The organism is Streptomyces sp. LZ34 (assembly GCF_053890475.1).
Genome location: NZ_CM132680.1, coordinates 7,398,849 through 7,422,810, shown reverse-complemented (window position 1 = coordinate 7,422,810; position 23,962 = coordinate 7,398,849). Strand labels below are relative to the sequence as shown.

Sequence of the window (23,962 nt, the reverse complement as noted above, 5' to 3'; positions counted from 1 at the left end):
TGAAACACCCCGCCGCCCGAAGGTCCACCTGCGGCGATCATGTTTCATGAGTTGTTTCAAGCGGCTGGACGTCTGAAACACCCTCATGAAACGGTTTGGGGCGTGAGCGACGACTTCAAGCGCGTGGAATCGCACGCCTGCCCGATGTCCACCTGCGCCGCCCCGGCGGGCTCCCCATGCCGCACCGGCAAGGGCAAGGTGGCGATCCAGTACCACACCGCCCGATTCCGCCTCGTGCCCCAACTCGCCAAGGCGCTCAGCGTTCCGACCCCCGCCGTACGGAAGCCGGGCTCGGTCTGGACCGAGCTGCCCCGGCCCGCGAGCGCCAGCGCCGAGCCAGTCGGACACGTCCGTCTCGGGTACGCGCGCGCCTCGACCGCACGGCAGTCCCTGGACGCGCAACTGGACTCCCTCGCCGAAGCAGGAGTGACCCGGGTCTTCTCGGAGAAGATCTCCACCCGCGCCACCCGACGCCCCGAACTGGAGACCGCCGTCAATCTCGCCGGGGAGATCCGCTCCTCCGGTGTGCGCGTCACCCTCGTCGTCCACGAACACAAGCGGCTCGGCCGCGGCATCGAACTCGCCATGCTCGCCGAGGAACTGAAGGCGAGCGACGTCGGCCTGGAGTTCCTCACCGGGGAACTGAAGGGCTCGCACGACCCCTCCGGCATCGTCTTCACCGTGCTGGCCGCCACGTCCGGCATGGAACGCGAATACATCAGGGACCGCACCCTCGAAGGGCACGAGTCCGCCCGCAAGCGCGGCAAGACCATCGGCGGCGCCGGCGTCACCGACGACTCCATGCTCTCTATGGCCCTCCACCTGCGCGACGAGAAGGAGATGAGCCTGCGCGACATTGCCAAGCGGCTCGTCATCACCACCGGCGCGAAGAAGGGACAGCACCCCTCGCCAGCGACGGTCATGCGGATGCTGCGCGAACACGACGAACGCACGGCTGCGGCCTTGGCTACGTAGAGAAGTCAGCGCAGTGGAGCCACCAGGTCCGCAAGATCAACAACTGGCGGCTTTTGGGCTCACCTCGACGCTACCCCTTGTGCCCACGCCCAGGCTCAGGGTCAGCACGGCGGTACAGGCGGCCGCGAGGCGGCCCAGGGCGCGTCTCGCACGCCGTCGGATGAGCGTCATGTGGTGTTCCCCCCACAGGGATTCGGGACCGGATCCCCACCGGTCAAGTAGTCGAATTATGAAGGAAGTTGATCGCGGCCGTGCCGAGGATTCACGTATACACGCGGTGTATACGCCGTGTGTATAGTGCTCCGCATGACCGATGCGTACCTGCTGCCGATCAAGACCGCCGCGGCCCTGTTCCCCCTCATCGCGCTGGCCCTGTTCCTGCCGACGGCCGTCGTGCTGTACCGCAGACACGGCGTCATGTCGCGGGGGCGGGCCCTGTCGCTGTACGGCTTCCTGTACTACGCGCTGAGCGCGTTCTGCATGACGGTCGTCCCGCTGCCCAGGCGGTCCGCGGACATGTGCGCCGGCTACACCGCGGTCGCCGACCCGCAGCTGATCCCGGGCAACACCTTCGGCGACATCTGGAAGGAGGCGCACGGCAAGGTCAGCTTCAACGCACTGGTCCTGCAGAACCCCGCCGTCGCCGGAACCCTCTTCAACCTGCTGCTGCTCCTGCCGCTCGGGGTCTTCCTCCGCTATCACTTCCGGCGGGGGCCACGGGCCACCGCGGCCCTCGGCTTCGGCGCCTCGCTGTTCTTCGAGCTGACGCAGTGGAGCGGGGTGTGGGGCCTCTACGCGTGCCCGTACCGGCTCTTCGACGTGGACGACCTGATCGTCAACGCCTCGGGCGCGATGCTCGGCTGGGTCCTGGCCGGGCCCGTGGCGCGGCGGCTGCCCACGCTGGAGACGCTGGACGGGCGGGCGCTGGCGCGCCACCCGGTGCCGTTCGGACGGCGGCTGACGGCGCTGGTGGTCGACCTGGTCGGGTATGCGGCGGCGACGCTTGTCGCTGTCGTGGTGAGCCAGGGGCTCGGCGAGGCGGACCTGGTGCCGTGGGTGCCCGTCGCGGCCTTCGCCGGGTGGTTCGTCGTCCTGCCGTATCTGACGGGGGCGACGCCCGGCAAGCGGCTGTTGCGGCTGCGGCTGGTGCCCTCCGACGGCGGCGCGCTCCCCTTCTGGCGGCCGGCCGTACGGGCGCTGGTGCTCGGCGTGGCCGCGCTGCCGTTGCTGGCGGGGCTGTCGCTCGCGGCGGCGGTGCTGCTCTTCGAGCCTGACCTCATCGACGCTGTGCGGCAGGCGAACGGCGAGGACGCGGTGTACCTCATGGCGTCCTCGCCGGGGCAGGCACTCGGCACGGTACTGGCCATCACGATGCTGCTGGCGTACGGGCTGCGGACGCTGCGGCACCCCGAGGGCCTCGGCCCGCACGAGACCCTTTCGGGGCTCCGCAACGAGGCCCTGCCGCACACCCGCGCCCGGCGCCCCCACACCACGGTGGCCGCCCCCGCCCCCGTCGCCGTCCCCGCTCCCGTCGCCGTCCCCGCTCCCGTCGCCGTGAGCGCAGCCGCCCCGCGGCAGAAGACGCTCACCAGCGTCTGAGCCCGGCGCCCGGGCGGTCGGTCAGCGCGGTCGGGCCCGGTTCATATCTCCCGGACGCAGAGACCGAGTTCGCCGGGCCTGACGATCACCGTGTACGTCTCGTAGTCGTCGCCGCAGGCGTCCGCGTGGACTTCGTCCTGGCCTTGGAGCACCTTGAAGATCCGAACCTTCGCCCAGCCGCTGTCGGTGAAGGGGATTTGCCAAGGGCACGGCGTCCGGGCGCCGACCCGCGCCTCGACGATCGCGTCGTCCCACCCGTCCGTGCGCAGCGGGAAACACTGCCCCACCCGGTAGAGGCGCTCCATGCACAGCGCCGGCCGGTCCGCTTCGGCCGGCTTCCACTCGAGCTGCCAGGTCTCCGGACAGTCCATCCCCTCGCCCTGTTCCGCGCGGTCGACCACCTTGTAGTAGGCATCGTCGGCCGCGCAGTCGACCGACCCCGGGACCTTGTCGGCCGGATACCACGCGCTGCCGTCATGAAAGACGTCGGTGCACTCGCCGGTCCGTACCGTGGGCTCCCCGGCCGTGTCCGCCGTACGCGTGGGACTCGCCGAGCCCGGCGACGCCGACGTGCTCCGCGACGGCGACGAGTTCTGCGACGGTGACGTGCTCCCGCCCGCCCGTGCCTTTGGCCCGTCCCCGTCGTCGGACAGCACGTCGCCGAACATCAGCACCGCCGCCACGACGGCCAGGACCACGACGATCGCGGCGACCGCCACCGCCGTCTTCCGTCGGCCCGGCCCGCCCGACCGCCGTGGCGGACCGGCCAGGACGGTGTGGTGCCAGGTCGGCGGAGGCGGGGGCACCGGCGCGGTCCGTGCGTCCTGGAGCTGCACCAGGTCCCAGGAGCCGTCCAGCGTGCCGCCCTGCGAGCCGCGCTCCCGGGCGGAGGCCGAACCGCGCTCCCGGAAGGCGCCGATGGCCCGCAACCAGCTCGGCGGCAGCCAGGCCGTGTCGTCCGAGGCCGTGGGCAGCGCGTCTATCTCGGCGGCCAGGACCTCGAGCAGTTCCCGCGGCGACGGCCGGTCGGCCGGGTCGGCCGCCAGAGCGCCGCGCACGAGGCCGTCGAGCTCAGCGGGCAGTCCGGTCAGGTCGAGCCGCCCTTGGGCGACCCGCCCCAGCAGTTGGAGAACCTCGCCGGTGTCGGCGTACGGGGGACGGCCGACCGCGAGATAGAACATCGTCGCCCCGAGGGAGAAGACATCGGACGCCGCGCTGCTCGCCTCACCCCGCGCCTGTTCGGGCGAGGTGAAGGCGATCGTCCCCAGCGTGGCCGTGGTCCGGGTCACGTCGACGGCGTGCGAGATGCCGAAGTCGATCACACGCGGGCCGCCCTCGGGCAGCAGCACATTGGAGGGCTTGACGTCCCGGTGCACGAGCCCCGCCGCGTGCACCTTCACCAACGCCTCGGCGACCCCGGCGCCCACCCACCGCACCGCGGGGACGGGCAGCGGCCCGCAGGTCTCCACCAGATGGGCCAGGGAAGGTGCCGCGATGTACTCGGTGGCCATCCACGGCACATCGGCGGCGGGGTCGGCGTCCACCACGTTGGCGGTGTAGATGCCCGCGACCCGGCTGGCGAGCTTCACCTCACGCGCGAACCGCTGCCGGGCGGCGTCGCTGACCGGCCCCTCTTCACGGATCGTCTTGAGCGCGACCAGCCGGCCTCCGGGCGAACGGGCCAGGTACACCCGCCCCATGCCCCCGCTGGCGAGCACCGACAGGATGCGATAGGGCCCGACCCGGGCTTCCGGCGCAAGCCCTTCCATGCTCCCGTCGTAGCCCGTCATCCCAACCCCCCTGGGCGAGGCGCCGTTCGGCCGGCGGATCGGCGAACGCCGATCACCGTCACCCTACGGCCCAGGGGACGCCGGGACCCCGTACCCTCAGCGGTCGCCCACCAACTCCCGTTCCCCCTCGGGCTCCGGAGAGACCCCCGGGTACGGGCGGTCCGGCGGGTCCACCGCCAGGTGCGGCAGGCGCTTGTCGATCGCCCGCGGCAGCCACCAGTTGGCCCGGCCGATCAGCTGCATCAGGGCCGGTACGAGCACCATGCGCAGGATGAACGCGTCCAGCGCCACGGAGCCCGCGAGCCCGAGGCCGGCCATGACGCCGCCCCGGTCGCCGCTGAGGATGAACGAGGAGAAGACGCAGATCATGATGAGCGCCGCGCAGTTGATGACCCGGCTGGTGTCGGCGAGCCCGGCCCGCACCGCCCGCACGTTGTCCTTGGTGTGCACCCACTCCTCGTGCATCCGGCTGACCAGGAAGACCTGGTAGTCCATGGACAGGCCGAACAGCAGCGGCAGCATGATCACCGGCAGGAAGGAGATGATCGGCCCCTCCTTGCCCAGACCCAGCAGGTCCATGCCCCAGCCCCACTGGAAGACCGCCACCAGCACGCCGAAGGACGCGGCCGCCGCGATCAGGTTCATCACCGCGGCCGTCAGCGGCACCACCACGCTGCGGAACGCCACGAGCAGCAGCAGCGCGCCCAGCCCGACGATCAGCGCGATGAACGGCGGCAGCCGTTCGCCGATGACCGCCGCGAAGTCCTTCTGGATCGCCGTGGCACCACCGATGTCGACCTCGAGCGCGGTACCCCGCTCGGCCGCGGGCACGGTCTCGTCGCGCAGCTTGTTGATCAGCCGGTCGGTCTTCTCCGACTGCGGCGAGGTGGCCGGCACCACCTGCACCACCGCCGTGTCCTGAGACGTTTCGGGCCCTGCGGGAAGCCGTACCGCCCGCACCACGCCCTCGGTGTCGCCCACCTGGCGCACCAGGCGGTCCAGCGCCCGCTGTTCGGCCGCCCCGCCGGAGACGTCCGCGACCATCAGCAGCGGCCCGTTGAAGCCGGGCCCGAAGCCCTCGGCCAGCAGGTCGTACGCCTTGCGGGTGGTCTGCGACTCGGGCTGGTTGCCCTGGTCGTTGGTGCCCAGGCGGAGCGACAGCGTGGGGATCGCCAGCACCGCCATCACGGTGAGCGCGACCGCGGCCAGCGCCTTGGGCCGCCGCTCCACGAACGAGGCCCAGCGCACCGCCGCCCCGCCGGGGTTCTCGCCCTCCCGCGGCCCCTCCTCGGCCAGGGCCCGCCGCTCCTTGCGGCTGAGCACCCGGTGCCCGAGGAAGCCGAACATCGCGGGCAGCAGGGTGACCGCGGCCACCACGCTGAGCAGTGTGGTGAGCGTCGCGGCGATCGCGATGCCGTTGAGGAAGCTCAGGTCCAGCGAGAACATCGCCAGCAGCGCGACGCACACCGTGCCGCCCGCGAACAGCACCGCGCGGCCTGAGGTGTCCAGCGCCCGCGTCGCGGACTCGCGCGGGTCCAGGCCCGCCCGCAGGCCCTTGCGGTGCCGGGTGACGATGAACAGCGCGTAGTCGATGCCGACGCCGAGCCCGATCAGGCTGCCCATTAGCGGCGCCACCTCGGGCAGGTCGACGACATGGCTGAGCAGGACCAGCGTGGACAGGCCGATGCCCACCGCGAAGACGGCGTTGAGCAGCGGCAGCAGCATCGCGAACAGCGATCCGAAGGCGAGGAAGAGCACCACGGCCGCCGCGACGATGCCCACCGCCTCCGAGAGCCCGGCCGGCGGCTCCTGCGTCTGCTCGATGGCCTGGCCGCCGAGTTCCACCCGCAGCCCGGCGGTGCGCGCCTCCTCGGCCCGGTCGACGACCTTCTGGATGTCCTCCTTCCGCAGCTCGAACGCCTGCTTGGTGAAGGTCACCTCGGCGTAGGCGATCCGCCCGTCCGCGCTGATCTGCCGCGCGCCCTCGGGCTCGTACGGGCTGACCACCGTGCCGACCCCGGGCAGCTTTCCGATGTCGGCGAGCGCCACCGACATCCGCTCCCGTACGGCCGGGTCCTTGACCGACTTGTTCCGGTCCACCTCCCACACCACGCTGTCGGTGTCCCCCGCGCGCTGCGGGAACGCCTTCTCCATCCGCTCCATGGCCCGCGAGGACTCGGTCCCCGGGAAGCTGAAGACGTTCGAGTACGCGCTGCCCGCGACCCCGCTCGCGACGACCGTGCCGAACAGCGCCCCCACCCACAGCAGAAGCACCACCAGCCGGTGTCTGAGGCACCACCGTGCCCATGCCGCCATGCGTTCCGCTCCCTGTTTCTCGTGATGTTCTGATGTCCGCCCCCGAGGTACGCACCAAGATTCGGCCGCCGGCACGGGGCGGCAGGGCGACGGCCCCCGGACTCACAAGAAGCTCCCAGGCTTCCCCACGGGATCGCGCAATTCCGCGGCCGATACTGGGGAGATGAATGCCGCAGACAGCAACGGCAGCGCTGGTACCCCCAACGGTCCCGGCAGCGCGACCGTCCTGATCGTCGAGGACGAGCCGAGCATCGCGGACGTGCTCGCCATCACCCTGCGCTTCCACGGCTTCTCGGTGGTGTGCGCGGGCAGCGCGCGGGCCGCCGTCGAACTCGCCCGCGAGGCGCGCCCGGACGCCGTCCTGCTCGACATCGCCCTGCCCGACGGCGACGGACGCCATGTGTGCCGGGTGCTGCGCGCCGAACGCGCCGATCTGGCGGTCGTCTTCCTCACCGCGCGCGACGCCCCCGCCGACATCGTGCGCGGCCTCGCGCTCGGCGGCGACGACTACATCACCAAGCCGTTCAACGTCGACGAGGTGGTCGCCAGGATCCGGGCCGTGCTGCGCCGTACCCGCCCGCCGGGCCCGGCCCCGGACGCCCCGCCGCCGCCCCGGCCCCCCGTGCTGCGCCACGGCGACCTGGAGCTCGACGAGGCCACGTACACGGTGCGGCGCGGCGGGCGCAGCGCGGATCTGACCCCGACCGAGTTCGCGCTGCTGCGCCATCTGGTGCGGCACGCCGACCGGATCGTGCCCAAGGAGCAGCTGTTGCGGGACGTGTGGCGGTACGAGCAGCCCGTCGAGTCCACGGTCGTCGAGACGTACATCAGCTATCTGCGGCGCAAGCTCGACCCGCTGGGGCCGCCCCTGATCCGCACCCGGCGGGGCGTCGGCTACGGCCTGCGGCCCGTGGAGCCGGCGTGAAGTGCTGGTGCTGGGGGTGCGGGCGGTGCCGGCGGAAGGAGCAGCACCAGCGCGCGACGCTGCGGGCCAAGCTGACGCTCAGCATCATCGCCATGCTGACGATCGGCATCGCCGCCGCCCTGTGGGTCAGCACCATGGGCATCCGGCACTACATGGTCGCCAACATCGACAGCGATCTCCTCGCCTCCCGCAACGGGCTCCAGCGGACCGGGCTGACCGGCGACCAGATGGCGTCCCTCGCCGCGATCGCCGACCTGACCGGCAAGTTCGCTGCCAAGAACCATTCCAACCGCACCCTGTTCACCGTCGTCGGCCGCGACGGCAAGGCCGCGCCGTTCGGCAGCGTGGAGCCGGACGCCGCCCAGCGCGCCCTCGCCGACGCCGTCCCCGACGCCGCCGCGCTGGCCCGCCGCGACACGGCCATGGACGCCACCGCACACGGCACCGGCTACCGGGTGACCGCCCTGCGCCTGGGCGGCCCCGACGGCCAGCTGCTCCTGATGGCCAACTCCACCACGGCCGTCACCGAGACGATGCACAAGGTCGTACGGATGGTGCTGACCGTCGGCGCCGCCCTGGTCGCCTGCCTGGGCACGGCCACGTTCATCGGCGCGCGGCGGCGGCTGCGCCCCCTGGAGGACATGGTCGAGACCGCCTCCGCCATTGCCGAGGGCTGCCCCCAGGGGCTCGACCTCTCCCGCCGGGTCGCCTCCCGCGGCCACCGGCACAGCGGCGGCGAGGTCGAGCAGCTGCGCACCGCCCTCAACGCCATGCTCCAGCAGTTGGAGACCGCCTTCGACACCCGCGAGCACGCCGCCGGGCAGCTGCGCCGGTTCGTCGCGGACGCCTCGCACGAGCTGCGGACGCCGCTCGCCGCGATCCGCGGCTATCTACAGCTGGACGAGAAGGGCATGTTCAAGGACGAGACGGAACGGGCGCGCGCGATGGCCCGGATGAACGCCGAGGCGGAACGGATGGCCCGGCTCGTCGACGAACTCCTCGCGCTGGCCCGCCTCGACCAGCGGCCCCGGCTGCGCGCCGCACCGGTGAACCTGGCGGGCGTGGCGCGCGGCGCAGCCGCCGACCTCAGCGCCCAGCAGCCCGGCCGCCCCGTGGAGCTGCGCCTGCCCGCGGACTGCCCGGTCCTCGCCGACGAGCCGACCCTCCACCAGATCGTCAGCAATCTGCTGGCCAATGTGCGCATCCACACGCCCGCCGACGCGCGGGTGCGGGTGAGCGTGGAGGAGGACGAGGAGGGCGGGTACGGGGTGCTGCGGGTCGCCGACGAGGGGCCGGGCATGCACCCGCAGGACGCGGAGCGCATCTTCGACCGCTTCTTCCGTACGGGCGGCGCGGAGGGCAGCGGCCTGGGCATGGCGGTCGTACGGGCGGCTGTCGACGCGCACGGCGGCACGGTCCGGGTCACCACCGCCCCGGGCGCGGGGCTGACGGCCGTGGTGGCCCTGCCGTCCGCGCGCGGCGACAGCCCCCATCACGCGCCGGACGACAGACCCCATCACGCACGGGTCGAGGCCAGCTCCACCACGGTGATGTCCGGCGGCGCCCCCACCCGCACCGGCGGGCCCCAGGCGCCCGCGCCGCGCGTGACGTAGAGCTGTGTGTCGCCGTAGCGCTCGAGCCCGGCGGCGGTCGGGTTCGCGAGCTCGGCGACGTAGTTGCCGGGCCACATCTGCCCGCCGTGGGTGTGCCCGGACAGTTGTAGATCCACACCGTGGTCGACCGCGTCGTGGATCACCACCGGCTGGTGGGCGAGCAGCACGCAGGCGCGGGCCGGGTCGCGGTCGCCGAGCGCCGCCTCGAAGTCGGGGCCCTGGCCGTCGTCCTCGCCCGCGACGTCGTTGACCCCGGCGAGGTCGAAGCCGCCCAGCTCGGTGCGCTGGTTCTCCAGCGGCCGCAGCCCGAGTTCGCGTACGTGGTCGACCCACTGGTCCGCGCCGGAGAAGTACTCGTGGTTGCCGGTGACGAAGTACGCCCCGTGGCGGGCGCGCAGTCCGCGCAGCGGCTCGGCGGCGGGGCCGAGGTCCTCGACGCTGCCGTCGACGAGGTCGCCGACGACGGCGATCATGTCGGGGCCGGTGCGGTTGATCGTCTCCACGATCCGCCGGGTGTGGGCGCGGCCCAGGATCGGCCCGAGGTGGATGTCGCTGACCACGGCGATACGGAACCCGTGCGCCTGGCGCGGCAGCTTGGCCAGCGGCACGGTGACCCGCTTCAGCCGGGGCCCGCGCAGCACGGTGTACGTCCCGTACCCCACGGTGCCCGCCGCCACGGTGGCCGCCCCGACGGCCACGGTCCGCGCGACGAACAGCCGCCGGGAGGGCGGGGGTGGGGCGTCGGTGGTCGCGGTCTCGGTGCGTACCGCCTCGTCGACGGTGCCCACCGCCACCGGCGACCGCTCCGCGGGAAGGTCGGCGGGAAGGTCGGCGGGCACGGCGGCGGGCACGGCGGTCGGCACGTGGCTGTTCGGCACGTGGTGGTGCTGAGCGGACCGGGCCGCGTCGCGCCGCTCAAGCCACCGGCGCAGCAGCGGCCGCACCGCCTCGCCCGCCAGCAGGGCGAGCGTCAGATACAGCACCAGCGCCAGCCACAGGTACCCCGGCCAGGCCAGGACACGCTGCAGGGCGAAGGGCGCTCCGGCCCGCCCGGAGACCAGCGCGCCCACGCTGATCAGCGGCAGGACCACCGCGGCGACCGTACCGGCGCGCCGGGCGCGCCCGCCCCGCGCCGTCGTGTCGCGGACGAGCCGACGCCACAGATACCAGTGGACGCCGGACAGCAGTCCGACGACGGCGAACGCCACGAGGGCGAAGAGCACGACCAACCCAGGTCCTCCCGTTTCGCGCCTCCAGGGCGCCCGGTCACGCCACTACTGCTCCGCTACTGCTTGTTTTCGGCGGCGTCCTCGTGGCGCAGAGCACGCAGACCACGGAACCCGATCACGCCGATCCCCGTCCCCAAGAGAAACGAGGTGATCGCGAGCAGCAGATGCACCCAAAAGTACGCGGTGGGATCTCCGGCGTCGTCGAAAGCCAGCCCGCTGCTGTCCTTCCACAAGTTTTTGACAAAGGTGAACCAGATGGCCCAGCTCCAGATCCCGAAGGCGAGCAGGAACCAGGAAACGGGGCGGCTGAGCTTCATGCTTTCCAGTATGAGCACGCCTGGCGGGCGAGCCTCGCGCGGGTCGGACACTCGTAAGGCCGTGGCCGTTTCGCCTAGGGGTTCGACGGCCGGTACGTTCGCAGGCGTGCCGACCTCCTCCTGCGCCCCCAAGCGGGGCACCGCCGCCCCGCTGGCCGCCTCCGCCGCCCTCCTGCTGGCCGCCCTGTTGTCCACCTCCCCGGCCCACGCCGCGACGACCGCCGACCGCGCGGACGACAAGGACACCGCCAAGCCGCCCGCCAAGATGTCCGTCGTGGGCGGCAAGCGGCTCGGCCGCGCGGGCACCCAGGTCTCGCTGAAGGCGGGGGCGCCCGCGCTGCCCAAAGGGCTGAGCGGACGGTCCTGGATGGTGGCCGACGCCGAGTCCGGCGACGTCCTCGCCGCGCACAACGCCCACTGGGAGCTGCCGCCCGCGTCCACTCTGAAGATGCTCTTCGCGGACACGGTGCTGCCCAAGATCCCCAAGGACCGCGAGCACAAGGTGGCGCCGTCCGACCTGGCGGGCATGGGGGCGGGCAGCAGCCTGGTCGGGGTCAAGGAGAACCTGACCTACACGGTGCACGACCTGTGGCTCGGTGTCTTCCTGCGCTCGGGCAACGACGCGGTGCATGTGCTGTCCGCGATGAACGGGGGCAAGGCGAAAACGGTGAAGGAGATGCAGGCGCACGCCAAGCAGCTGAACGCGCTCGACACGAATGTCGTCACCCCCGACGGCTACGACGAGAAGGGCCAGGTCAGCAGCGCGTACGACCTCACCCTCTTCGCCCGCTCAGGGCTGCAGAAGGCGGACTTCCGGGAGTACTGCTCGACGGCGACCGCGCAGTTCCCCGGCGAGTACAAGAAGGACAAGAAGAACAAGGGCAAGAAGAAGCGCGAGAGCTTCGCGATCCAGAACACCAACCGGCTGCTGACCGGCTTCGGCATCTCGCAGTACAAGGGCATCGCCGGGGTGAAGAACGGCTACACGACGCACGCGGGCTCGACCTTCACCGGGGTCGCGCAGCACGGCGACCGGGTGCTGCTGGTCACCGTCATGAACCCGCAGAAGGAGGCCGGCAACGAGGTGTACAAGGAGACCGCGAAACTCTTCGACTGGGGCTTCAAGGCGGCCGACTCGGTCGAGCCGGTGGGCACACTCGTCCGGCCGGGCCCGAAGGGCCTCACGAACGGGTCTCCGTCGGACGGCGCCGGAAAGAAGGCCAAGGAGCACGCCCAGGCGGCCGTCTCGCCCGGCGACGGCGGCGGCTCGGGCGGGAAGTGGACGGCGGTCGGTGTCACGGGCGGCTCGCTCGTGCTGCTGGGCGGCGTGGCGTACGCGGTGCACCGCCGGTGGCCGCTGCCGGAGCTGGTACGGCGCCGCTCGCGCGGCTGAACCCGCCGGCCGGCGGCTGAACCCGTCGGCCTGGGGAACGCCGGGCTCAGGAACGCTCGGGCTGGGGGATCTTCAGCCCGGGCCGCTCCGGCTCGGGGACGGGTTTGGTGGCGGTCCAGGCGGCGCAGAAGAGGGTCAGCTTGGCGGTGAAGTTGATCCACAGGAGCAGGGCGATGGGCACCCCGAAGGCCCCGTACATGCTCTTGGCCGCGACGTTCTGGAGGTAGCTGCTCAGCAGCAGCTTGAGCAGTTCGAAGCCGATCGCGCCGATGAGCGCCGCGACGACGACGCTCCGGCGCGCCGGCTGTACGCCGGGCAGCCAGGTCAGGACGTAGCACAGCAGCAGGAAGTCGGCGACGACGGCGGCCGCGAAGGCCGCCAGCCGCAGCAGCCAGCCGCCGGGCCCGTTCTCGGGGATGCCCAGATGGCGCGCGGTCCAGCCGACGGCGGTGACGGCGAAGGCGGACACGGCGAAGGAGGCGAGCGCGACGCCGCCGAGGCCGACCAGCACGATGGCGTCCTTGAGCTTGCGCTTCACCGCATTGCCCGGGTCCTCCTCCAGCTCCCACACCGCACGCAGGCACTCGCGCAGCGAGCCCACCCAGCCGATGCCGGTGATCAGCAGCAGCACTCCGGCCACGAGGCCGATCGTGGCGGCGTTCTCGATGAGACCGCTGAGGTCGAGCTGGCCGGAGATCCCGGGGACCTGCTGGGCGAGCTTCTTCTCCAGCTGCCGCATCCGCTGTTCGCTGAGCGTCGCGGCGCCGATCGCGGCGCCGACGGTGATCAGGGGGAAGAAGGCGAGAAAGCTGATGAAGGTGATGGCGGCGGCGAGCCGGGTCCAGTGGACGCGCTCCAGCGTCTCGTACGAGCGCCATGCGTGGGTGTGCGTCAGCCGGACGACGACGGGGCCGATCACGGGCAGCCTGGTCAACCAGTCCATGATCAGCGAGTACCCTTCGGTCGTCTTCCAGTCCCCGGCGCGACGTCAGAGTCTCGCTACGACGGGTCGTCAACCGGAATCGACTTGTCCGACACTCCGCTCATCACTCTTTTGGCGACCTTTTGGCGAGGGCCGACCAGCCCTGCCACGGCGCTGCGGGCCCGGTTACAGGGACGGCGCGGGCGGGCGGGAGAGGTTGACCTGGCGAGGGACCACCGGGCCGGTGCCCGAGGGGCCGGGCCCGTCGCCGAAGGGGTACTCGCGCTCCAGGCGCCAGACCCCGTCCGCGCCCTGCTCGTAGAGCGCGAAGCCGCCGATCGTCCAGGCCGCCTCGAAGTCCTTCAGCTCCGCGTACGCCCGGTCCATGGCCTGCTCGTCGATGCCATGGGCGATCGTGACGTGCGGGTGGTAGGGGAACTGGAGCTCGCGGGCGCACGGCCCGGAAGCGACCCGCACCCGCTCCTGGAGCGCCGTGCACTCCTCGACGCCCTCGACGATCTTGACGTAGACGACCGGGGACAGCGGGCGGAAGGTGTCGGTGCCCTCCAGCCGCATCGTGAACGGCCGGCCCTCGGCCGCGACCGTCGCCAGATGGCTCTCGACGCCGGGCAGCGCCGCGGAGTCGACTTCGGTGGGCGGCAACAGCGTGACGTGGGTGGGGATGCCGTGTGCGGCGGGGTCCCCGAAGCCCGCGCGCCGCTGCTGCAGATAGCTGCCGTACGGCTCCGGGACCGCGATCGAAACGCCGAGCGTTACGGTCCCCACTGCGTTCTCCCTCCTGGCCCTCCCGGGCGTTGTGGGCCTCAGCCGCTCCATCGGTGTCAGTGTGGCGGCTGGGCCGCCTTCGCGGCTAGGTTCGTCGGTCCATCGGCGCACGTACTCACGGCCCCCCGCGAAGGGGGCTTCGGAGCGTCGGCCGGTGATTCGGTCAGTGCTTCAGCCAGTGCTTCAAACAGTGCTTCAGTCAGTGCTTCGCAGGCAGGAAGCCCACCTTGTCGTAGGCGCGGGCCAGCGTGTCGGCCGCGACGGCGCGGGCCTTCTCCGCACCCCTGGCCAGGATCCCGTCCAACGTCTCGGGGTCCGCCAGGTATTCCTGGGTGCGCTCGCGGAAGGGGGTGACCCACTCGACCAGCACCTCGGCGAGCTCGGTCTTGAGCGCGCCGTAGCCCTTGCCCTCGTACTTCCGCTCCAGGTCGGCGATCGTGGTGCCGGTGAGGGTGGAGTAGATGGTCAGCAGATTGCTGACGCCGGGCTTCTTCTCCTCGTCGTAGCGGACCTCGGTCTCGGTGTCCGTGACGGCGCTCTTGATCTTCTTCGCCGAGACCTTGGGCTCGTCCAGCAGGTTGATGATGCCCTTCGGCGTGGACGCCGACTTGCTCATCTTGATCGCCGGGTCCTGGAGGTCGTAGATCTTCCCGGTCTCCTTGACGATGTACGGAGCGGGAATGGTGAAGGTGTCGCCGAAGCGCCCGTTGAAGCGCTCGGCGAGGTCGCGGGTCAGCTCGACGTGCTGGCGCTGGTCCTCGCCGACCGGGACATGGCTGGCCTGGTAGAGCAGGATGTCGGCGACCTGGAGGATCGGGTACGTGAAGAGGCCGACGGTGGCCCGGTCCGAGCCCTGCTTGGCCGACTTGTCCTTGAACTGGGTCATCCGGGACGCCTCGCCGAAGCCCGTCAGACAGTTCATCACCCAGCCGAGCTGCGCGTGCTCGGGCACGTGGCTCTGGATGAAGAGGGTGCAGCGGTCCGGGTCGAGCCCGGAGGCCAGCAGTTGGGCGGCGGCGAGCCGGGTGTTGGCGCGCAGCTCCGCCGGATCCTGCGGCACGGTGATCGCGTGCAGGTCCACGACCATGTAGAAGGCGTCGTGGGTCTCCTGCAGCGCGACGTACTGCCGGATCGCACCGAGGTAGTTCCCGAGGTGGAACGAGCCTGCGGTGGGCTGGATACCGGAGAGCGCACGGGGACGATCGAGGGCCATGGCACCCATTCTCTCAGGTGTGGAACCAGTCTCGGTCCGCCGGTGTATGAAAGGTGTGAGGACTCGTGAGAGGGCGCGGGAGGGGGACCTCGCCGTGCGGAAGACGGCAGGGGCCGAGACGGCTTCGTCCGAAGCAGGGACCGAAGCAGAGATCATCGCGCGGGTGCGCGCCGGGGACACCGAGGCGTACGCGGAGCTGATGCGGGCACACGCCCCGATCGCGCACCGCACCGCCGTGCTGCTCGGGGCCGGCGCCGACGCGGAGGACGTGGTGCAGGACGCCTTTGTGAAGGCGTATCTCGCGCTGGGGGGATTCCGGGACGGCGCGGCGTTCCGGCCATGGCTGCTGCGGATCGTGGCCCATGAGACGAGCAACCTGCTCCGCTCGGCGCGGCGGCTGCGCACGGCGGTGGGCCGCGAAGCGGCGTTGGGCGGGGCCGAGCCGGCCATACCGGAATCCGCGGACCCGGCGGTGGCGGCGCTGGCCGGCGAGCGGCGGGCCCGGCTGCTGGCCGCGCTGGACGAGCTGAGCGAGCCACAGCGGCGGGTGGTCACCTACCGCTATCTGCTGGATCTGGACGAGGCGGAGACCGCGCAGGCGCTCGGCTGGCCGCGCGGGACGGTCAAATCCCGGCTCAGCCGTGCCCTGAGGCGGCTGGAGCTGCTGCTCGGGACGGGATCGGCGGCGGAGGAGGAAGGAAGGCGAGGAAGTGGCGGAGAGGGACGCGGAGATGATCACAGGGTCGCCCGCGAAGAGCACCACGAGCGCCGGAGCACAGGCCGCGGGCCAAGCAGCCGCCGAGGCTGTGGCCCGGAGCGGGGGCGGGGGCGGACGGCTGCCCGACGAGCTGCGGGCGCTCGGACGCGCGCTGGAGTCGCCCCCGCCGGGCGTGCCACCGGTGGACGGGGAGACTCTGGTCGAGCGGGTGATGGCGCGGATAGTGGGCGCTTCGGGCGCCGCCCCGGCGAGCGACCCGGAGGCCGCCGGGTCCGCGACCGCTCCGGGCCGGGACGGGCGGGTCCGGGTCTGGGCGGAGGAGCAGTGGCGGGACCTGCCCGGCCTGACGGCCGGACAGGGCTCCGCGAGCGACCGGCCCAGGCGGCCAGGCGGCGTCAGTCGGTCGGCAGACCGGGGGCGGGATAGGCCGCCATCAGCTCGGCGACCTCGGCCCTGATCTTGGTGAGCGTCTCCTCGTCGCCGGTCCCGGCGGCGCCCACGCCGCGGTCGATCCACTCGGCCACGGTGGCCATGTGCTCGGCGCGCAGGCCGCGCGAGGTCAGGGAGGGGGTGCCGATCCGGATGCCGGAGGGGTCGAAGGGCTTGCGCGGGTCGAAGGGGACGGTGTTGTAGTTCACCACGATCCCGGCCCGGTCGAGGGCCTTGGCCGCGACCTTGCCCGGCACGTCCTTGGGCGTGAGGTCCATGAGGATCAGGTGGTTGTCGGTGCCGCCGGAGACCAGGTCGAAGCCTCGGGCGAGCAGGGCTTCAGCGAGGGCCTGGGCGTTGGCGACGACGGCGTGGGCGTAGTCGCGGAAGGCGGGCTGGGCGGCCTCGTGCAGGGCCACGGCGATGCCCGCGGTGGTCTGGTTGTGCGGGCCGCCCTGGAGCCCGGGGAAGACGGCCTTGTCGATCGCCTTGGCGTGGACCTCGCGCGACATCAGCATCGCGCCGCGCGGGCCGCGCAGCGTCTTGTGGGTGGTGGTGGAGACGACATCGGCGTGCGGCACCGGAGAGGGGTGGGCGCCGCCCGCGATCAGTCCGGCGATGTGCGCGATGTCGGCGACCAGCACCGCGTCCACCTCCCGGGCGATCTCCGCGAAGGCGGCGAAGTCGATGGTGCGGGGCACGGCCGTCCCACCGCAGAAGATCACCTTGGGGCGCTCCTTGCGGGCCAGGTCGCGCACCTCGTCGAAGTCGATCAGGCCGGTGTCCTGGCGCACCCCGTACTGGACGCCGCGGAACCACCTGCCGGTGGCGGAGACGCCCCAGCCGTGGGTGAGATGGCCGCCCATGGGCAGCGACATGCCCATCACGGTGTCGCCGGGCTCGGTGAAGGCGAGGTAGACGGCGAGGTTGGCGGGCGAGCCGGAGTAGGGCTGGACGTTGGCGTGCTCGACGCCGAACACGGCCTTCGCGCGGTCCGCCGCGAGGGTCTCGACCTGGTCGATGATCTGCTGGCCCTCGTAGTAGCGGCGGCCCGGGTAGCCCTCGCTGTACTTGTTCTGGAGCACCGTGCCGGAGGCCTCCAGAACGGCGCTGGAGACATAGTTCTCGCTGGGGATCAGGCGCAGGGTCTCCGCCTGTAGCCGCTCCTCCGCACCCACCAGCCCGGCGAGCTCCGGGTCGGCCGCGGCCAGCGCGGGGTGGGAGAGGGAGGGGCCGGGGGAAGAGGCGGAGTCGGGATGGGAAAGGGGCTGGCTCATCGGTGTCCTCCGGGCGATCGGTCGGTTGGTCCGGTCGTGATCCCGGGGTGCCCAGGCGGGCGGCACCTCGTGGTGGCTGGAGCCGCACACCGCTTCCTCGTGGTCGCTTCCACGTTCGCCAGTCACGGCGTGCACGCACCCACTCTAGCCATAGCCCGGTTTCGCCCCATCTGGGCGTCGGGGACGACGGGCCTTCTCGTACGCCCGGCGGGTGAACAGACTCGTGCGTGGTGCTCCCTGCGGCGTAGCGTGGATGAACCGTTCACCTGGTGGGGGTGACTATGCAATACGCGAACGAGACGATCGGCGATCGGATCGGTCGGCTCCGTGAGCGACGGGAGCTGACGCAAGAGCAGCTCGCCGAGCACGCGAACGTGTCGGTAGACACCGTGCGAAAGCTTGAGCAGAACCGGCGATTGACGGCTCGGCTTTCCACGCTGAACCAGCTGGCCCGCGCCCTGGATGTCGAGACGTCCGCACTGATCGGTCAGCCGACCACCTTCGAAGTGCGCTCTGATGGCGACACTCCCTCCGTGCTCGCATTGAGGCAGGCGGTTTCACCGCTGTCCGACCTGCTCGGCGAGGACCCTGACACGGAAGACCCACCATCCGTGGGAGCGCTGCGCGCTTCGCTTCGCTCGACCGAAGTCATCCGTCGCGAGGGACGCATGGGGGAAATCGGTTCGCTTCTGCCTCAGCTCATCCGAGACGCTCGCGCTGCGGCCCGCGCCTACCACGGCAGCGACCAAGCAGCCGCCCATGCCGTCCTGGCCGAGGCATACCAAGTGGCGGCGACCACGCTCACAGCGCTGGGCAAGGAAGATGCCGCGTTCACCGCCATGGAGCGCGCTACGGAGGCGGCCAGACGCTCCGACGACCCCCACCTCGAATCCATTGGCGCCTCGACCCTGGCATGGATCTTCACGAAGCAAGGACGCCTTGAAGATGCCGAGCGCGTGGCACTGACGTATGCCGACCAGATCAACCCCGGCTTCCGCTCCCAGCCTGTTGATCTCTCGCTGTGGGGAATTCTGCTGCTGCGGGCGGCCACTGCGACCGTGCGTCAGGGCGAGGGCAAGTACGACAGGGTGAAGGAGCTGCTGAGGCTGTCAACGGGCGCCGCAGCAAGCATCGGGGCCGATCGCCTCGACTACGCCACTCCGTTTGGCCCGACCAACGTAGGTGTGGCGAAGGTGAATTTCCTGGTTGAGATGGAGCAAAGCGCCGATGCGGTAGCTACGGCCCGCACTGTGCAGGGCGTGGGATCGCTTCCAGCGACGTGGCGGGCTCGGTTTCATGTGGATCGCGCCCTGGCGTACTCCGATCTCCACCGGGATGCGTCGGCCATCCGTGCCCTGCTGAAAGCTGAGGAGGACGCACCCGAGTGGATGAGGTACCACGGCACCGCGCGGCAGCTTGTGGCCGAGCTGCGCAGCCGGGAGCGGCACCGTACCTCTCCGGTAACGCAACTCGCAGATCGTCTTCACCTGGACGGGTAGGGCATCGCGTCCTACCCAGGCGCGAAAGTAGGACGGCTCGTCACTGTCTGATCGCATGCGGTGTCCCTAAGTTGCGCCTCACTGGACAGCGGCCCCGATCGCGCGACCCCTACCAGGGCAGACCGGCGCCGCCTACGCATGACAGCACGGGCGCATATGACGACCGAAGCCGAACCATGGACACCGCCAAGCGGCCGCGACGCGCAGCTGCAGGCCGCTGGTAAGTGGTGGGACGTCGTACGCGTCCCGCGCTTCATTGGTAAACAGGTCCTGGACCTGCTCGACGAACCCACCGGCGCGGTCATCGAGAATCCCTTCGACGGGGTGCTGTGCTGGCTCATCGCTCCCGGGGCGGCCACCGCGTGGGACATGAGCCGACTGCCCAGCATCGAGGTGTGGGGAGCGACCGCCTACATCGAGGTGCCCTCCGTCGACTGTCGGAAGGGGCCCGGCGTCCACTGGCGCGTGCCGCCCCGGGACCAGCACCTCACCGACCCGGGGGCCCTCCTCGCCACGCTGCAGACCGCGACCCGCGAAGCGCTCGGCCCCCGCGCGGAGGCTCGCCGGTGACCGAGTACTGCTACCGCTGCGACAAGCCCACCCGCGAGCCGATCACCGTGCTTCGTCCGTCGGCGTCCGGCCCCGGCTGCCTGCGGCACCTGTGCCCGGACTGCAACCGCCGACGGCCGCACCCCGACGCCGACCTCTACAACGTGCTCGTCACCCTGCAGCGCGAGAGGCAGGCGACATGACTGCCTCGATCGGCGCCCGGCGAATGTCCCCGTACTGCGCGCTGTACACCGCCGAGCCCGACACCACACCCGCCGAGATCCACGCGTTCTGCAAAGGGCCGGGCGAGGTCCGCGCGGCACCCATACCGCCCGCGACCCGCGGCGCGCTCATCATGACCGTCCGCTGTGAGCGCGACTGCCACAACAACCCACCCGTCGAGGCCCTGAAGTCAGACGCCACCTAGGTGGCTTTGTGGTGAGTTTGAGACGGCGACACGCCGTCGCTTCGGCGTGTCGCCGTCTCAAACTCACCGCAAGTCCGGGCCCCGGCTGCGTAAGTCACCGGTATCGCCCCTAGCCCCCTGCCCATCCGGGGCAGGGCCAAGGGACTTCGGACCGGACAACACGGAGCCGAAGTTCCAGAAAGCCTCGCCCCGGCCTCCCGCTTGCAGGCCAGTGGCCGGGACGAGGACCGCGCAACCGCGCGGGGACACCCCTGCGCGCGTGAACTCACAGGAGACCCAGTGCGATTACAGCATGCCGCCCGCCAGGGCCCGGACGACGGCGACACCATGCCGGACACGGACGCCCCGACACCCGGTGGACAGACGCCCGGCGACTCCGACGACGGACGCCAGTACGCGAGGTAGCCCGCGTCACGCGCCATAGGTAGACGGCGGCCCCGTCCTCAGACACCCCCGCCGCAGGGCGGGGCCGCTTCCACTACGCAGGAGCCCCCCTCATGACAGCACCACCCCCGCCCATGCCCGCCCACTGGCACTGCTACCGCTGGTCCGGAGAACGTCGAACGTACGACGACGAATCCGCACGTCGGCCGCCGCATCTCGTCGTCCACAACATCTCGCCCCAGGAATGGAAGCAGATCGCGGCGGCCGGCCCCGCCTTCATGGCAAGCGAGGTACCACCGCTGGAGGTACCCCACTGGCTGCTGCGCCCGGCCAGAATGATCAAAGCGACCTTCGAGGAGCCGGAGAAAGCCTCTGCCTGGTACAGGGACCAGGTCACCGACTTAGCCCCGTCCTTCATGGCCGACCACGACAAGGGCCCCACTCGGCGGGCCCAGCAGTGCGCGGCCGCGGAAGACCGGCTCGGCTGGGGCGGGGACGTCGTGGGCGGGTGGTATCTGCGGGGTACCGGATTCGCCTCCGTCCAGGTGGTCGCGTGCAGCGCGAATCGGATCCGCCCGACGATCCCCTGCCCGATGATCCCCCAGCTACCGCTGGGAGGTGCCCCCTGAGGTACCCATGGTGGCAAGCCGCGGCAGCGAGGCGATCGGTGCCGGGGCGGACGAGGCCGACACGGCTTACCGCGCGCTGTTCGGTGTCCAGCGAAGCGTCATATCGGGCAGGTTCTCCATGTTGCGATCACCATTGCTGGTGTCGAGGACGGTGAACCCGTGGCGCTCGTAGAACGCGCGGGCATCGGTGTTCTGCTGAAAGACGTGGAGGGACACCCCGTCGGGGCTGTGCCGCCTGACCTCATCGAGCAGTAGCGTGCCAATGCCCTGGCGCCGGACCTCCGGCCGCAGATAGAGGTGTTCGAGCATGTCACCGTCAAGGGCCGCATAGCCGGCGATCTCCGCATCGCGCACCGCGACCCAAGTACGGCATTGCTTGAGCAGGACGTCCCGGACCCATCGGGTCACCTGCTCGTGGCCGCGCTTCTGCGGGGGCAGATAGGGCATGGTCGCCGACCGAGAGGCCATATGGATGCGCGCGATCACGGCTGCGTCCGCCTCCTCCGCGGATCGGATCCGCGTCCTGCCGTCATCACGCAGCCATTGCTCGATCTCAGCGCTGATCTGCGTTTTCAACCCCGCGGGAGCGAAGCTGCCGTCGACCGAGGCACGGGCCAGGTTCGCCAGTTCGGCGTCGCCGTACCCGAAGATCTCCCGGGCGCGCTGGTACTCCGCCGCCAACGACGTCTCCCCGTCAGTGTTCACGGTGACCGTCAGACCGGCCTCGACCAGGCGCGGCAGCGGGTGCTCCGCCAGCGACGGCACCAGGCCGAGCAAGACGTTGGAGGAGGGGCAGACCTCCAGCGGCACACGGCGCCTCCGCAACTCGGCCACCAGATCCGGATCCTCCAGCGCGCGGATGCCGTGGCCGATCCGCTCCGCATGCCCCACCGTCAGGGCCTCCCGGACGCTGGCCGGGCCGGCCGTCTCCCCGGCATGGTGCACCAGGTGCAGCCCCGCCTCGCGGGCGGCCTGGAACACCTCGGCGAAGGGCGCGGCCGGGTAGGACTCGTCTCCTGCGAGGCCGATGGCGATCACCTGCGGGTACCGGGTGGCCAGCTCGAGACTGCGCCACAGCCGCTCGACGGGGCGACGGCGCGAGTGGTCCAGGATCACCCGGGTTTGGATGCCGTACCGCTCCGCGCCGGCGGCCAGCCCCTCCAGCACCGCTTCCAGCGGCATCTCCGGATCGCCGAGGCGCTCGCCGTGGGCCGCCGCGGTGAAGGTGACCTCCGCGTAGCGGACGCCCTGGCCTGCCTCGTCCTGGCAGAACTCCTCGGCGATACGGCGGAAGTGCCGATGGTCGCGCAGCAGCGCGCGCACCCCGGCCCGCTGGTCGGCGAACTCCCTGAAACTGGTGAATGGCCGGTCCTCGACGGGCGGCACGCCTCCCAGCTCGCGGATCGTAGCGCGACGGACGGTGCTTTCCAGATGGGTGTGCAGATGAGCCTTGGGCAGGAGGCGAAGATCTCTCACGGGCAGGACTCTAGGCAGTCGGGGCCCTCGGCGCCGACATCATTTCGGCGCCCCCACTCGACGCCCCCACCCGGTCGCGGCCGAGGCGCGGTTTCGCCCCGGCCGGGCATCGGCTCGCTCCAGCGGGACCCCGGCGCCGCAAAGTCTCTTCGCAAACCACCCGAGCGACGATAGAAAAGAGCACTGATCAGCCCCGACACCGAACGGAGCATGACTTTGACCTCAACGGAACGCGCCATTGCCGCCGCCGAGGCCCACAGCGCGCACAACTACCATCCGCTTCCGGTCGTCGTCGCGTCCGCGGAGGGCGCCTGGATGACCGATGTCGAGGGAAGGCGGTACCTCGACATGCTCGCCGGGTACTCCGCGCTCAACTTCGGGCACGGCAACCGGCGGCTGATCGACGCCGCGAAGGCCCAGCTGGAGCGGGTCACGCTCACCTCCCGCGCGTTCCACCACGACCGCTTCGCCACCTTCTGCTCGGAGCTGGCCGAGCTGTGCGGCATGGAGATGGTGCTGCCCATGAACACGGGGGCCGAGGCGGTGGAGACGGCCGTGAAGACCGCCCGGAAGTGGGGCTATCGCGTCAAGGGCGTCCCGGACGGCCGGGCGAAGATCATCGTCGCGGACAACAACTTCCACGGCCGGACGACCACCATCGTCAGCTTCTCCACCGACCCCGAGGCCCGGGCCGACTTCGGCCCGTACACGCCGGGTTTCGAGATCGTGCCGTACGGCGATCTGGCCGCGATGGAGGCGGCGCTGGAGGCCGCCGGCGAGGACGCGGTGGCCGTGCTGCTGGAGCCCATCCAGGGCGAGGCGGGGGTGCTGGTGCCGCCGCCCGGCTATCTGGCCGGGGTCCGGGAGCTGACCCGGGCGCGGAACGTGCTGTTCATCGCGGACGAGATCCAGTCCGGCCTGGGGCGCACCGGCAAGACCTTCGCCTGCGAGCACGAGGGCGTCGTCCCGGACGTCTATGTGCTGGGCAAGGCGCTGGGCGGCGGCGTGGTGCCGGTGTCGGCCGTGGTGTCCTCCCATGAGGTGCTCGGCGTGTACCGCCCGGGCGAGCACGGTTCGACGTTCGGCGGCAACCCTCTGGCCTGCGCGGTCGCGCTGGAGGTCATCGCCATCCTGCGGACCGGTGAGTTCCAGCAGCGGGCGGCGGAGCTCGGCGAGCATCTGCACGGTGAGCTGGGGCTGCTGGTGGAGAGCCCGGCGCACCGGGGCGGCGTGCGGGCCGTGCGCGGACGGGGGCTGTGGGCGGGGGTGGACATCGACCCCGCGCATGGCACCGGGCGGCAGATCTCGGAGAAGCTCATGGACCGGGGGGTGCTGGTCAAGGACACCCACGGCTCCACGATCCGGATCGCGCCCCCACTGGTGATCAGCAAGGAGGACCTGGACTGGGGCCTGGACCAGCTGCGGGCGGTCCTGGCCGGGTGATCGGACGCTCGAAGGGTGAGCGTCTGATCGGAGGGCCGTCGAGCAGCGCTCGG

The 23,962-nt window shown here is 71.3% G+C and carries 21 protein-coding genes, 1 pseudogene and 1 riboswitch; of the genes and pseudogenes, 13 read left to right on the top strand and 9 right to left on the bottom strand.

Translation table 11 applies throughout. The features are described from left to right. Positions 1-102: 102 nt before the first annotated feature. Both ACWY4P_RS30815 and ACWY4P_RS30810 read left to right on the top strand, forming a co-directional pair. A complete protein-coding gene (locus ACWY4P_RS30815; RefSeq protein ID WP_456203722.1) occupies positions 103-975 on the top strand; it encodes a recombinase family protein in 873 nt (290 codons plus the stop codon). Positions 976-1,281: 306 nt separating this feature from the next. After that, the gene (locus ACWY4P_RS30810) at positions 1,282-2,574 is read left to right on the top strand and encodes a VanZ family protein (protein WP_456203721.1); all 1,293 of its coding nucleotides are present in this window, start codon (positions 1,282-1,284) and stop codon (positions 2,572-2,574) included. A gap of 41 nt (positions 2,575-2,615) precedes the next feature. On the opposite strand, the gene ACWY4P_RS30805 is transcribed toward ACWY4P_RS30810, so the two are convergent. Together ACWY4P_RS30805 and ACWY4P_RS30800 are read right to left on the bottom strand one after the other, a co-directional pair. Continuing rightward, positions 2,616-4,343: a protein kinase domain-containing protein gene (locus tag ACWY4P_RS30805; RefSeq protein ID WP_456203720.1), complete on the bottom strand. Its 1,728-nt coding sequence runs from the start codon at positions 4,341-4,343 to the stop codon at positions 2,616-2,618. A gap of 117 nt (positions 4,344-4,460) precedes the next feature. Then, positions 4,461-6,680, bottom strand: a complete 2,220-nt coding sequence (locus ACWY4P_RS30800; protein WP_456203719.1) for an MMPL family transporter — start codon at positions 6,678-6,680, stop codon at positions 4,461-4,463. A gap of 163 nt (positions 6,681-6,843) precedes the next feature. Between ACWY4P_RS30800 and ACWY4P_RS30795 the strand changes: the two genes are divergently transcribed. Together ACWY4P_RS30795 and ACWY4P_RS30790 are read left to right on the top strand one after the other, a co-directional pair. Further along, positions 6,844-7,605, top strand: coding sequence for a response regulator transcription factor (locus ACWY4P_RS30795; protein ID WP_456203718.1), 762 nt, complete (start codon positions 6,844-6,846; stop codon positions 7,603-7,605). Continuing rightward, on the top strand, positions 7,602-9,218 hold the full coding sequence (locus ACWY4P_RS30790) for an ATP-binding protein (RefSeq protein WP_456203717.1): 1,617 nt from the start codon (positions 7,602-7,604) through the stop codon (positions 9,216-9,218). Before ACWY4P_RS30795 ends, ACWY4P_RS30790 begins: the two co-directional genes overlap by 4 nt. Here ACWY4P_RS30790 and ACWY4P_RS30785 read toward each other — a convergent pair. Beyond that, complete coding sequence (locus tag ACWY4P_RS30785; RefSeq protein ID WP_456203716.1) at positions 9,122-10,447, bottom strand: metallophosphoesterase; 1,326 nt, start codon at positions 10,445-10,447, stop codon at positions 9,122-9,124. The two genes, ACWY4P_RS30790 and ACWY4P_RS30785, sit on opposite strands and share 97 nt — an antisense overlap. Positions 10,448-10,503: 56 nt before the next feature. Then, positions 10,504-10,764 (bottom strand): SCO4848 family membrane protein, encoded by a 261-nt coding sequence (locus tag ACWY4P_RS30780; RefSeq protein ID WP_456203715.1) that lies wholly within the window; start codon positions 10,762-10,764, stop codon positions 10,504-10,506. Positions 10,765-10,870: 106 nt separating this feature from the next. On the opposite strand from ACWY4P_RS30780, the gene ACWY4P_RS30775 reads away from it, so the two are divergent. Continuing rightward, complete coding sequence (locus ACWY4P_RS30775) at positions 10,871-12,157, top strand: D-alanyl-D-alanine carboxypeptidase family protein (RefSeq protein ID WP_456203714.1); 1,287 nt, start codon at positions 10,871-10,873, stop codon at positions 12,155-12,157. A 46-nt stretch (positions 12,158-12,203) separates the two neighbouring features. On the opposite strand, the gene ACWY4P_RS30770 is transcribed toward ACWY4P_RS30775, so the two are convergent. The 3 genes from ACWY4P_RS30770 to trpS all read right to left on the bottom strand — a co-directional run bounded on the left by ACWY4P_RS30770 (position 12,204) and on the right by trpS (position 15,078). Beyond that, on the bottom strand, positions 12,204-13,100 hold the full coding sequence (locus ACWY4P_RS30770; protein WP_456203713.1) for a YihY/virulence factor BrkB family protein: 897 nt from the start codon (positions 13,098-13,100) through the stop codon (positions 12,204-12,206). Between the two features lie 165 nt (positions 13,101-13,265). Beyond that, positions 13,266-13,865 (bottom strand): 2'-5' RNA ligase family protein, encoded by a 600-nt coding sequence (locus ACWY4P_RS30765; RefSeq protein WP_456203712.1) that lies wholly within the window; start codon positions 13,863-13,865, stop codon positions 13,266-13,268. 199 nt (positions 13,866-14,064) lie between these two features. Next, positions 14,065-15,078 carry a tryptophan--tRNA ligase gene (gene trpS / locus ACWY4P_RS30760; RefSeq protein WP_456203711.1) on the bottom strand — a complete coding sequence of 338 codons (1,014 nt, stop codon included), beginning with the start codon at positions 15,076-15,078 and terminating at the stop codon, positions 14,065-14,067. A gap of 151 nt (positions 15,079-15,229) precedes the next feature. On the opposite strand from trpS, the pseudogene ACWY4P_RS30755 reads away from it, so the two are divergent. Next, positions 15,230-15,763, top strand: a pseudogene (locus tag ACWY4P_RS30755) (RNA polymerase sigma factor); the annotation flags it as partial. 428 nt (positions 15,764-16,191) lie between these two features. On the opposite strand, the gene ACWY4P_RS30750 reads toward ACWY4P_RS30755, so the two are convergent. Further along, positions 16,192-17,502, bottom strand: coding sequence for a serine hydroxymethyltransferase (locus ACWY4P_RS30750; RefSeq protein ID WP_456203710.1), 1,311 nt, complete (start codon positions 17,500-17,502; stop codon positions 16,192-16,194). Positions 17,503-17,544: 42 nt separating this feature from the next. Next, positions 17,545-17,638: riboswitch (ZMP/ZTP riboswitch) on the bottom strand. Between the two features lie 145 nt (positions 17,639-17,783). Here ACWY4P_RS30750 and ACWY4P_RS30745 point away from each other — a divergent pair. The 6 genes from ACWY4P_RS30745 (at position 17,784) to ACWY4P_RS30720 (ending at position 20,990) form a co-directional block, all read left to right on the top strand. Next, positions 17,784-19,001, top strand: coding sequence for a helix-turn-helix domain-containing protein (locus tag ACWY4P_RS30745; protein WP_456203709.1), 1,218 nt, complete (start codon positions 17,784-17,786; stop codon positions 18,999-19,001). Positions 19,002-19,157: 156 nt separating this feature from the next. After that, a complete protein-coding gene (locus tag ACWY4P_RS30740) occupies positions 19,158-19,571 on the top strand; it encodes a hypothetical protein (protein ID WP_456203708.1) in 414 nt (137 codons plus the stop codon). After that, positions 19,568-19,753, top strand: coding sequence for a hypothetical protein (locus ACWY4P_RS30735; RefSeq protein WP_456203707.1), 186 nt, complete (start codon positions 19,568-19,570; stop codon positions 19,751-19,753). The genes ACWY4P_RS30740 and ACWY4P_RS30735 overlap by 4 nt, the downstream gene beginning before the upstream one ends. After that, the gene (locus tag ACWY4P_RS30730; protein WP_456203706.1) at positions 19,750-19,977 is read left to right on the top strand and encodes a hypothetical protein; all 228 of its coding nucleotides are present in this window, start codon (positions 19,750-19,752) and stop codon (positions 19,975-19,977) included. The genes ACWY4P_RS30735 and ACWY4P_RS30730 overlap by 4 nt, the downstream gene beginning before the upstream one ends. Before the next feature lie 279 nt (positions 19,978-20,256). Continuing rightward, complete coding sequence (locus ACWY4P_RS30725) at positions 20,257-20,382, top strand: hypothetical protein (RefSeq protein ID WP_456203705.1); 126 nt, start codon at positions 20,257-20,259, stop codon at positions 20,380-20,382. Positions 20,383-20,474: 92 nt separating this feature from the next. After that, positions 20,475-20,990 carry a hypothetical protein gene (locus ACWY4P_RS30720; RefSeq protein WP_456203703.1) on the top strand — a complete coding sequence of 172 codons (516 nt, stop codon included), beginning with the start codon at positions 20,475-20,477 and terminating at the stop codon, positions 20,988-20,990. Positions 20,991-21,056: 66 nt separating this feature from the next. Here ACWY4P_RS30720 and add read toward each other — a convergent pair whose 3' ends face one another. Continuing rightward, positions 21,057-22,466 (bottom strand): adenosine deaminase, encoded by a 1,410-nt coding sequence (gene add / locus ACWY4P_RS30715; RefSeq protein WP_456203701.1) that lies wholly within the window; start codon positions 22,464-22,466, stop codon positions 21,057-21,059. Positions 22,467-22,682: 216 nt separating this feature from the next. Between add and rocD the strand changes: the two genes are divergently transcribed. After that, positions 22,683-23,909 carry an ornithine--oxo-acid transaminase gene (rocD, locus tag ACWY4P_RS30710; RefSeq protein ID WP_456213111.1) on the top strand — a complete coding sequence of 409 codons (1,227 nt, stop codon included), beginning with the start codon at positions 22,683-22,685 and terminating at the stop codon, positions 23,907-23,909. The last annotated feature ends 53 nt before the right edge of the window (positions 23,910-23,962 follow it).

What these genes read in the sequence shown, in the direction of transcription:
- ACWY4P_RS30740 (WP_456203708.1), top strand. Translation starts at nt 19,158, where the DNA reads ATGACGACCGAAGCCGAACCATGGACACCGCCAAGCGGCCGCGACGCG.
- ACWY4P_RS30805 (WP_456203720.1), bottom strand. Translation starts at nt 4,343, where the DNA reads ATGGAAGGGCTTGCGCCGGAAGCCCGGGTCGGGCCCTATCGCATCCTG.
- ACWY4P_RS30750 (WP_456203710.1), bottom strand. Translation starts at nt 17,502, where the DNA reads ATGAGCCAGCCCCTTTCCCATCCCGACTCCGCCTCTTCCCCCGGCCCC.
- ACWY4P_RS30770 (WP_456203713.1), bottom strand. Translation starts at nt 13,100, where the DNA reads ATGGACTGGTTGACCAGGCTGCCCGTGATCGGCCCCGTCGTCGTCCGG.
- ACWY4P_RS30745 (WP_456203709.1), top strand. Translation starts at nt 17,784, where the DNA reads ATGCAATACGCGAACGAGACGATCGGCGATCGGATCGGTCGGCTCCGT.
- ACWY4P_RS30780 (WP_456203715.1), bottom strand. Translation starts at nt 10,764, where the DNA reads ATGAAGCTCAGCCGCCCCGTTTCCTGGTTCCTGCTCGCCTTCGGGATC.
- ACWY4P_RS30795 (WP_456203718.1), top strand. Translation starts at nt 6,844, where the DNA reads ATGAATGCCGCAGACAGCAACGGCAGCGCTGGTACCCCCAACGGTCCC.
- ACWY4P_RS30810 (WP_456203721.1), top strand. Translation starts at nt 1,282, where the DNA reads ATGACCGATGCGTACCTGCTGCCGATCAAGACCGCCGCGGCCCTGTTC.
- trpS (WP_456203711.1), bottom strand. Translation starts at nt 15,078, where the DNA reads ATGGCCCTCGATCGTCCCCGTGCGCTCTCCGGTATCCAGCCCACCGCA.
- ACWY4P_RS30720 (WP_456203703.1), top strand. Translation starts at nt 20,475, where the DNA reads ATGACAGCACCACCCCCGCCCATGCCCGCCCACTGGCACTGCTACCGC.
- ACWY4P_RS30800 (WP_456203719.1), bottom strand. Translation starts at nt 6,680, where the DNA reads ATGGCGGCATGGGCACGGTGGTGCCTCAGACACCGGCTGGTGGTGCTT.
- ACWY4P_RS30730 (WP_456203706.1), top strand. Translation starts at nt 19,750, where the DNA reads ATGACTGCCTCGATCGGCGCCCGGCGAATGTCCCCGTACTGCGCGCTG.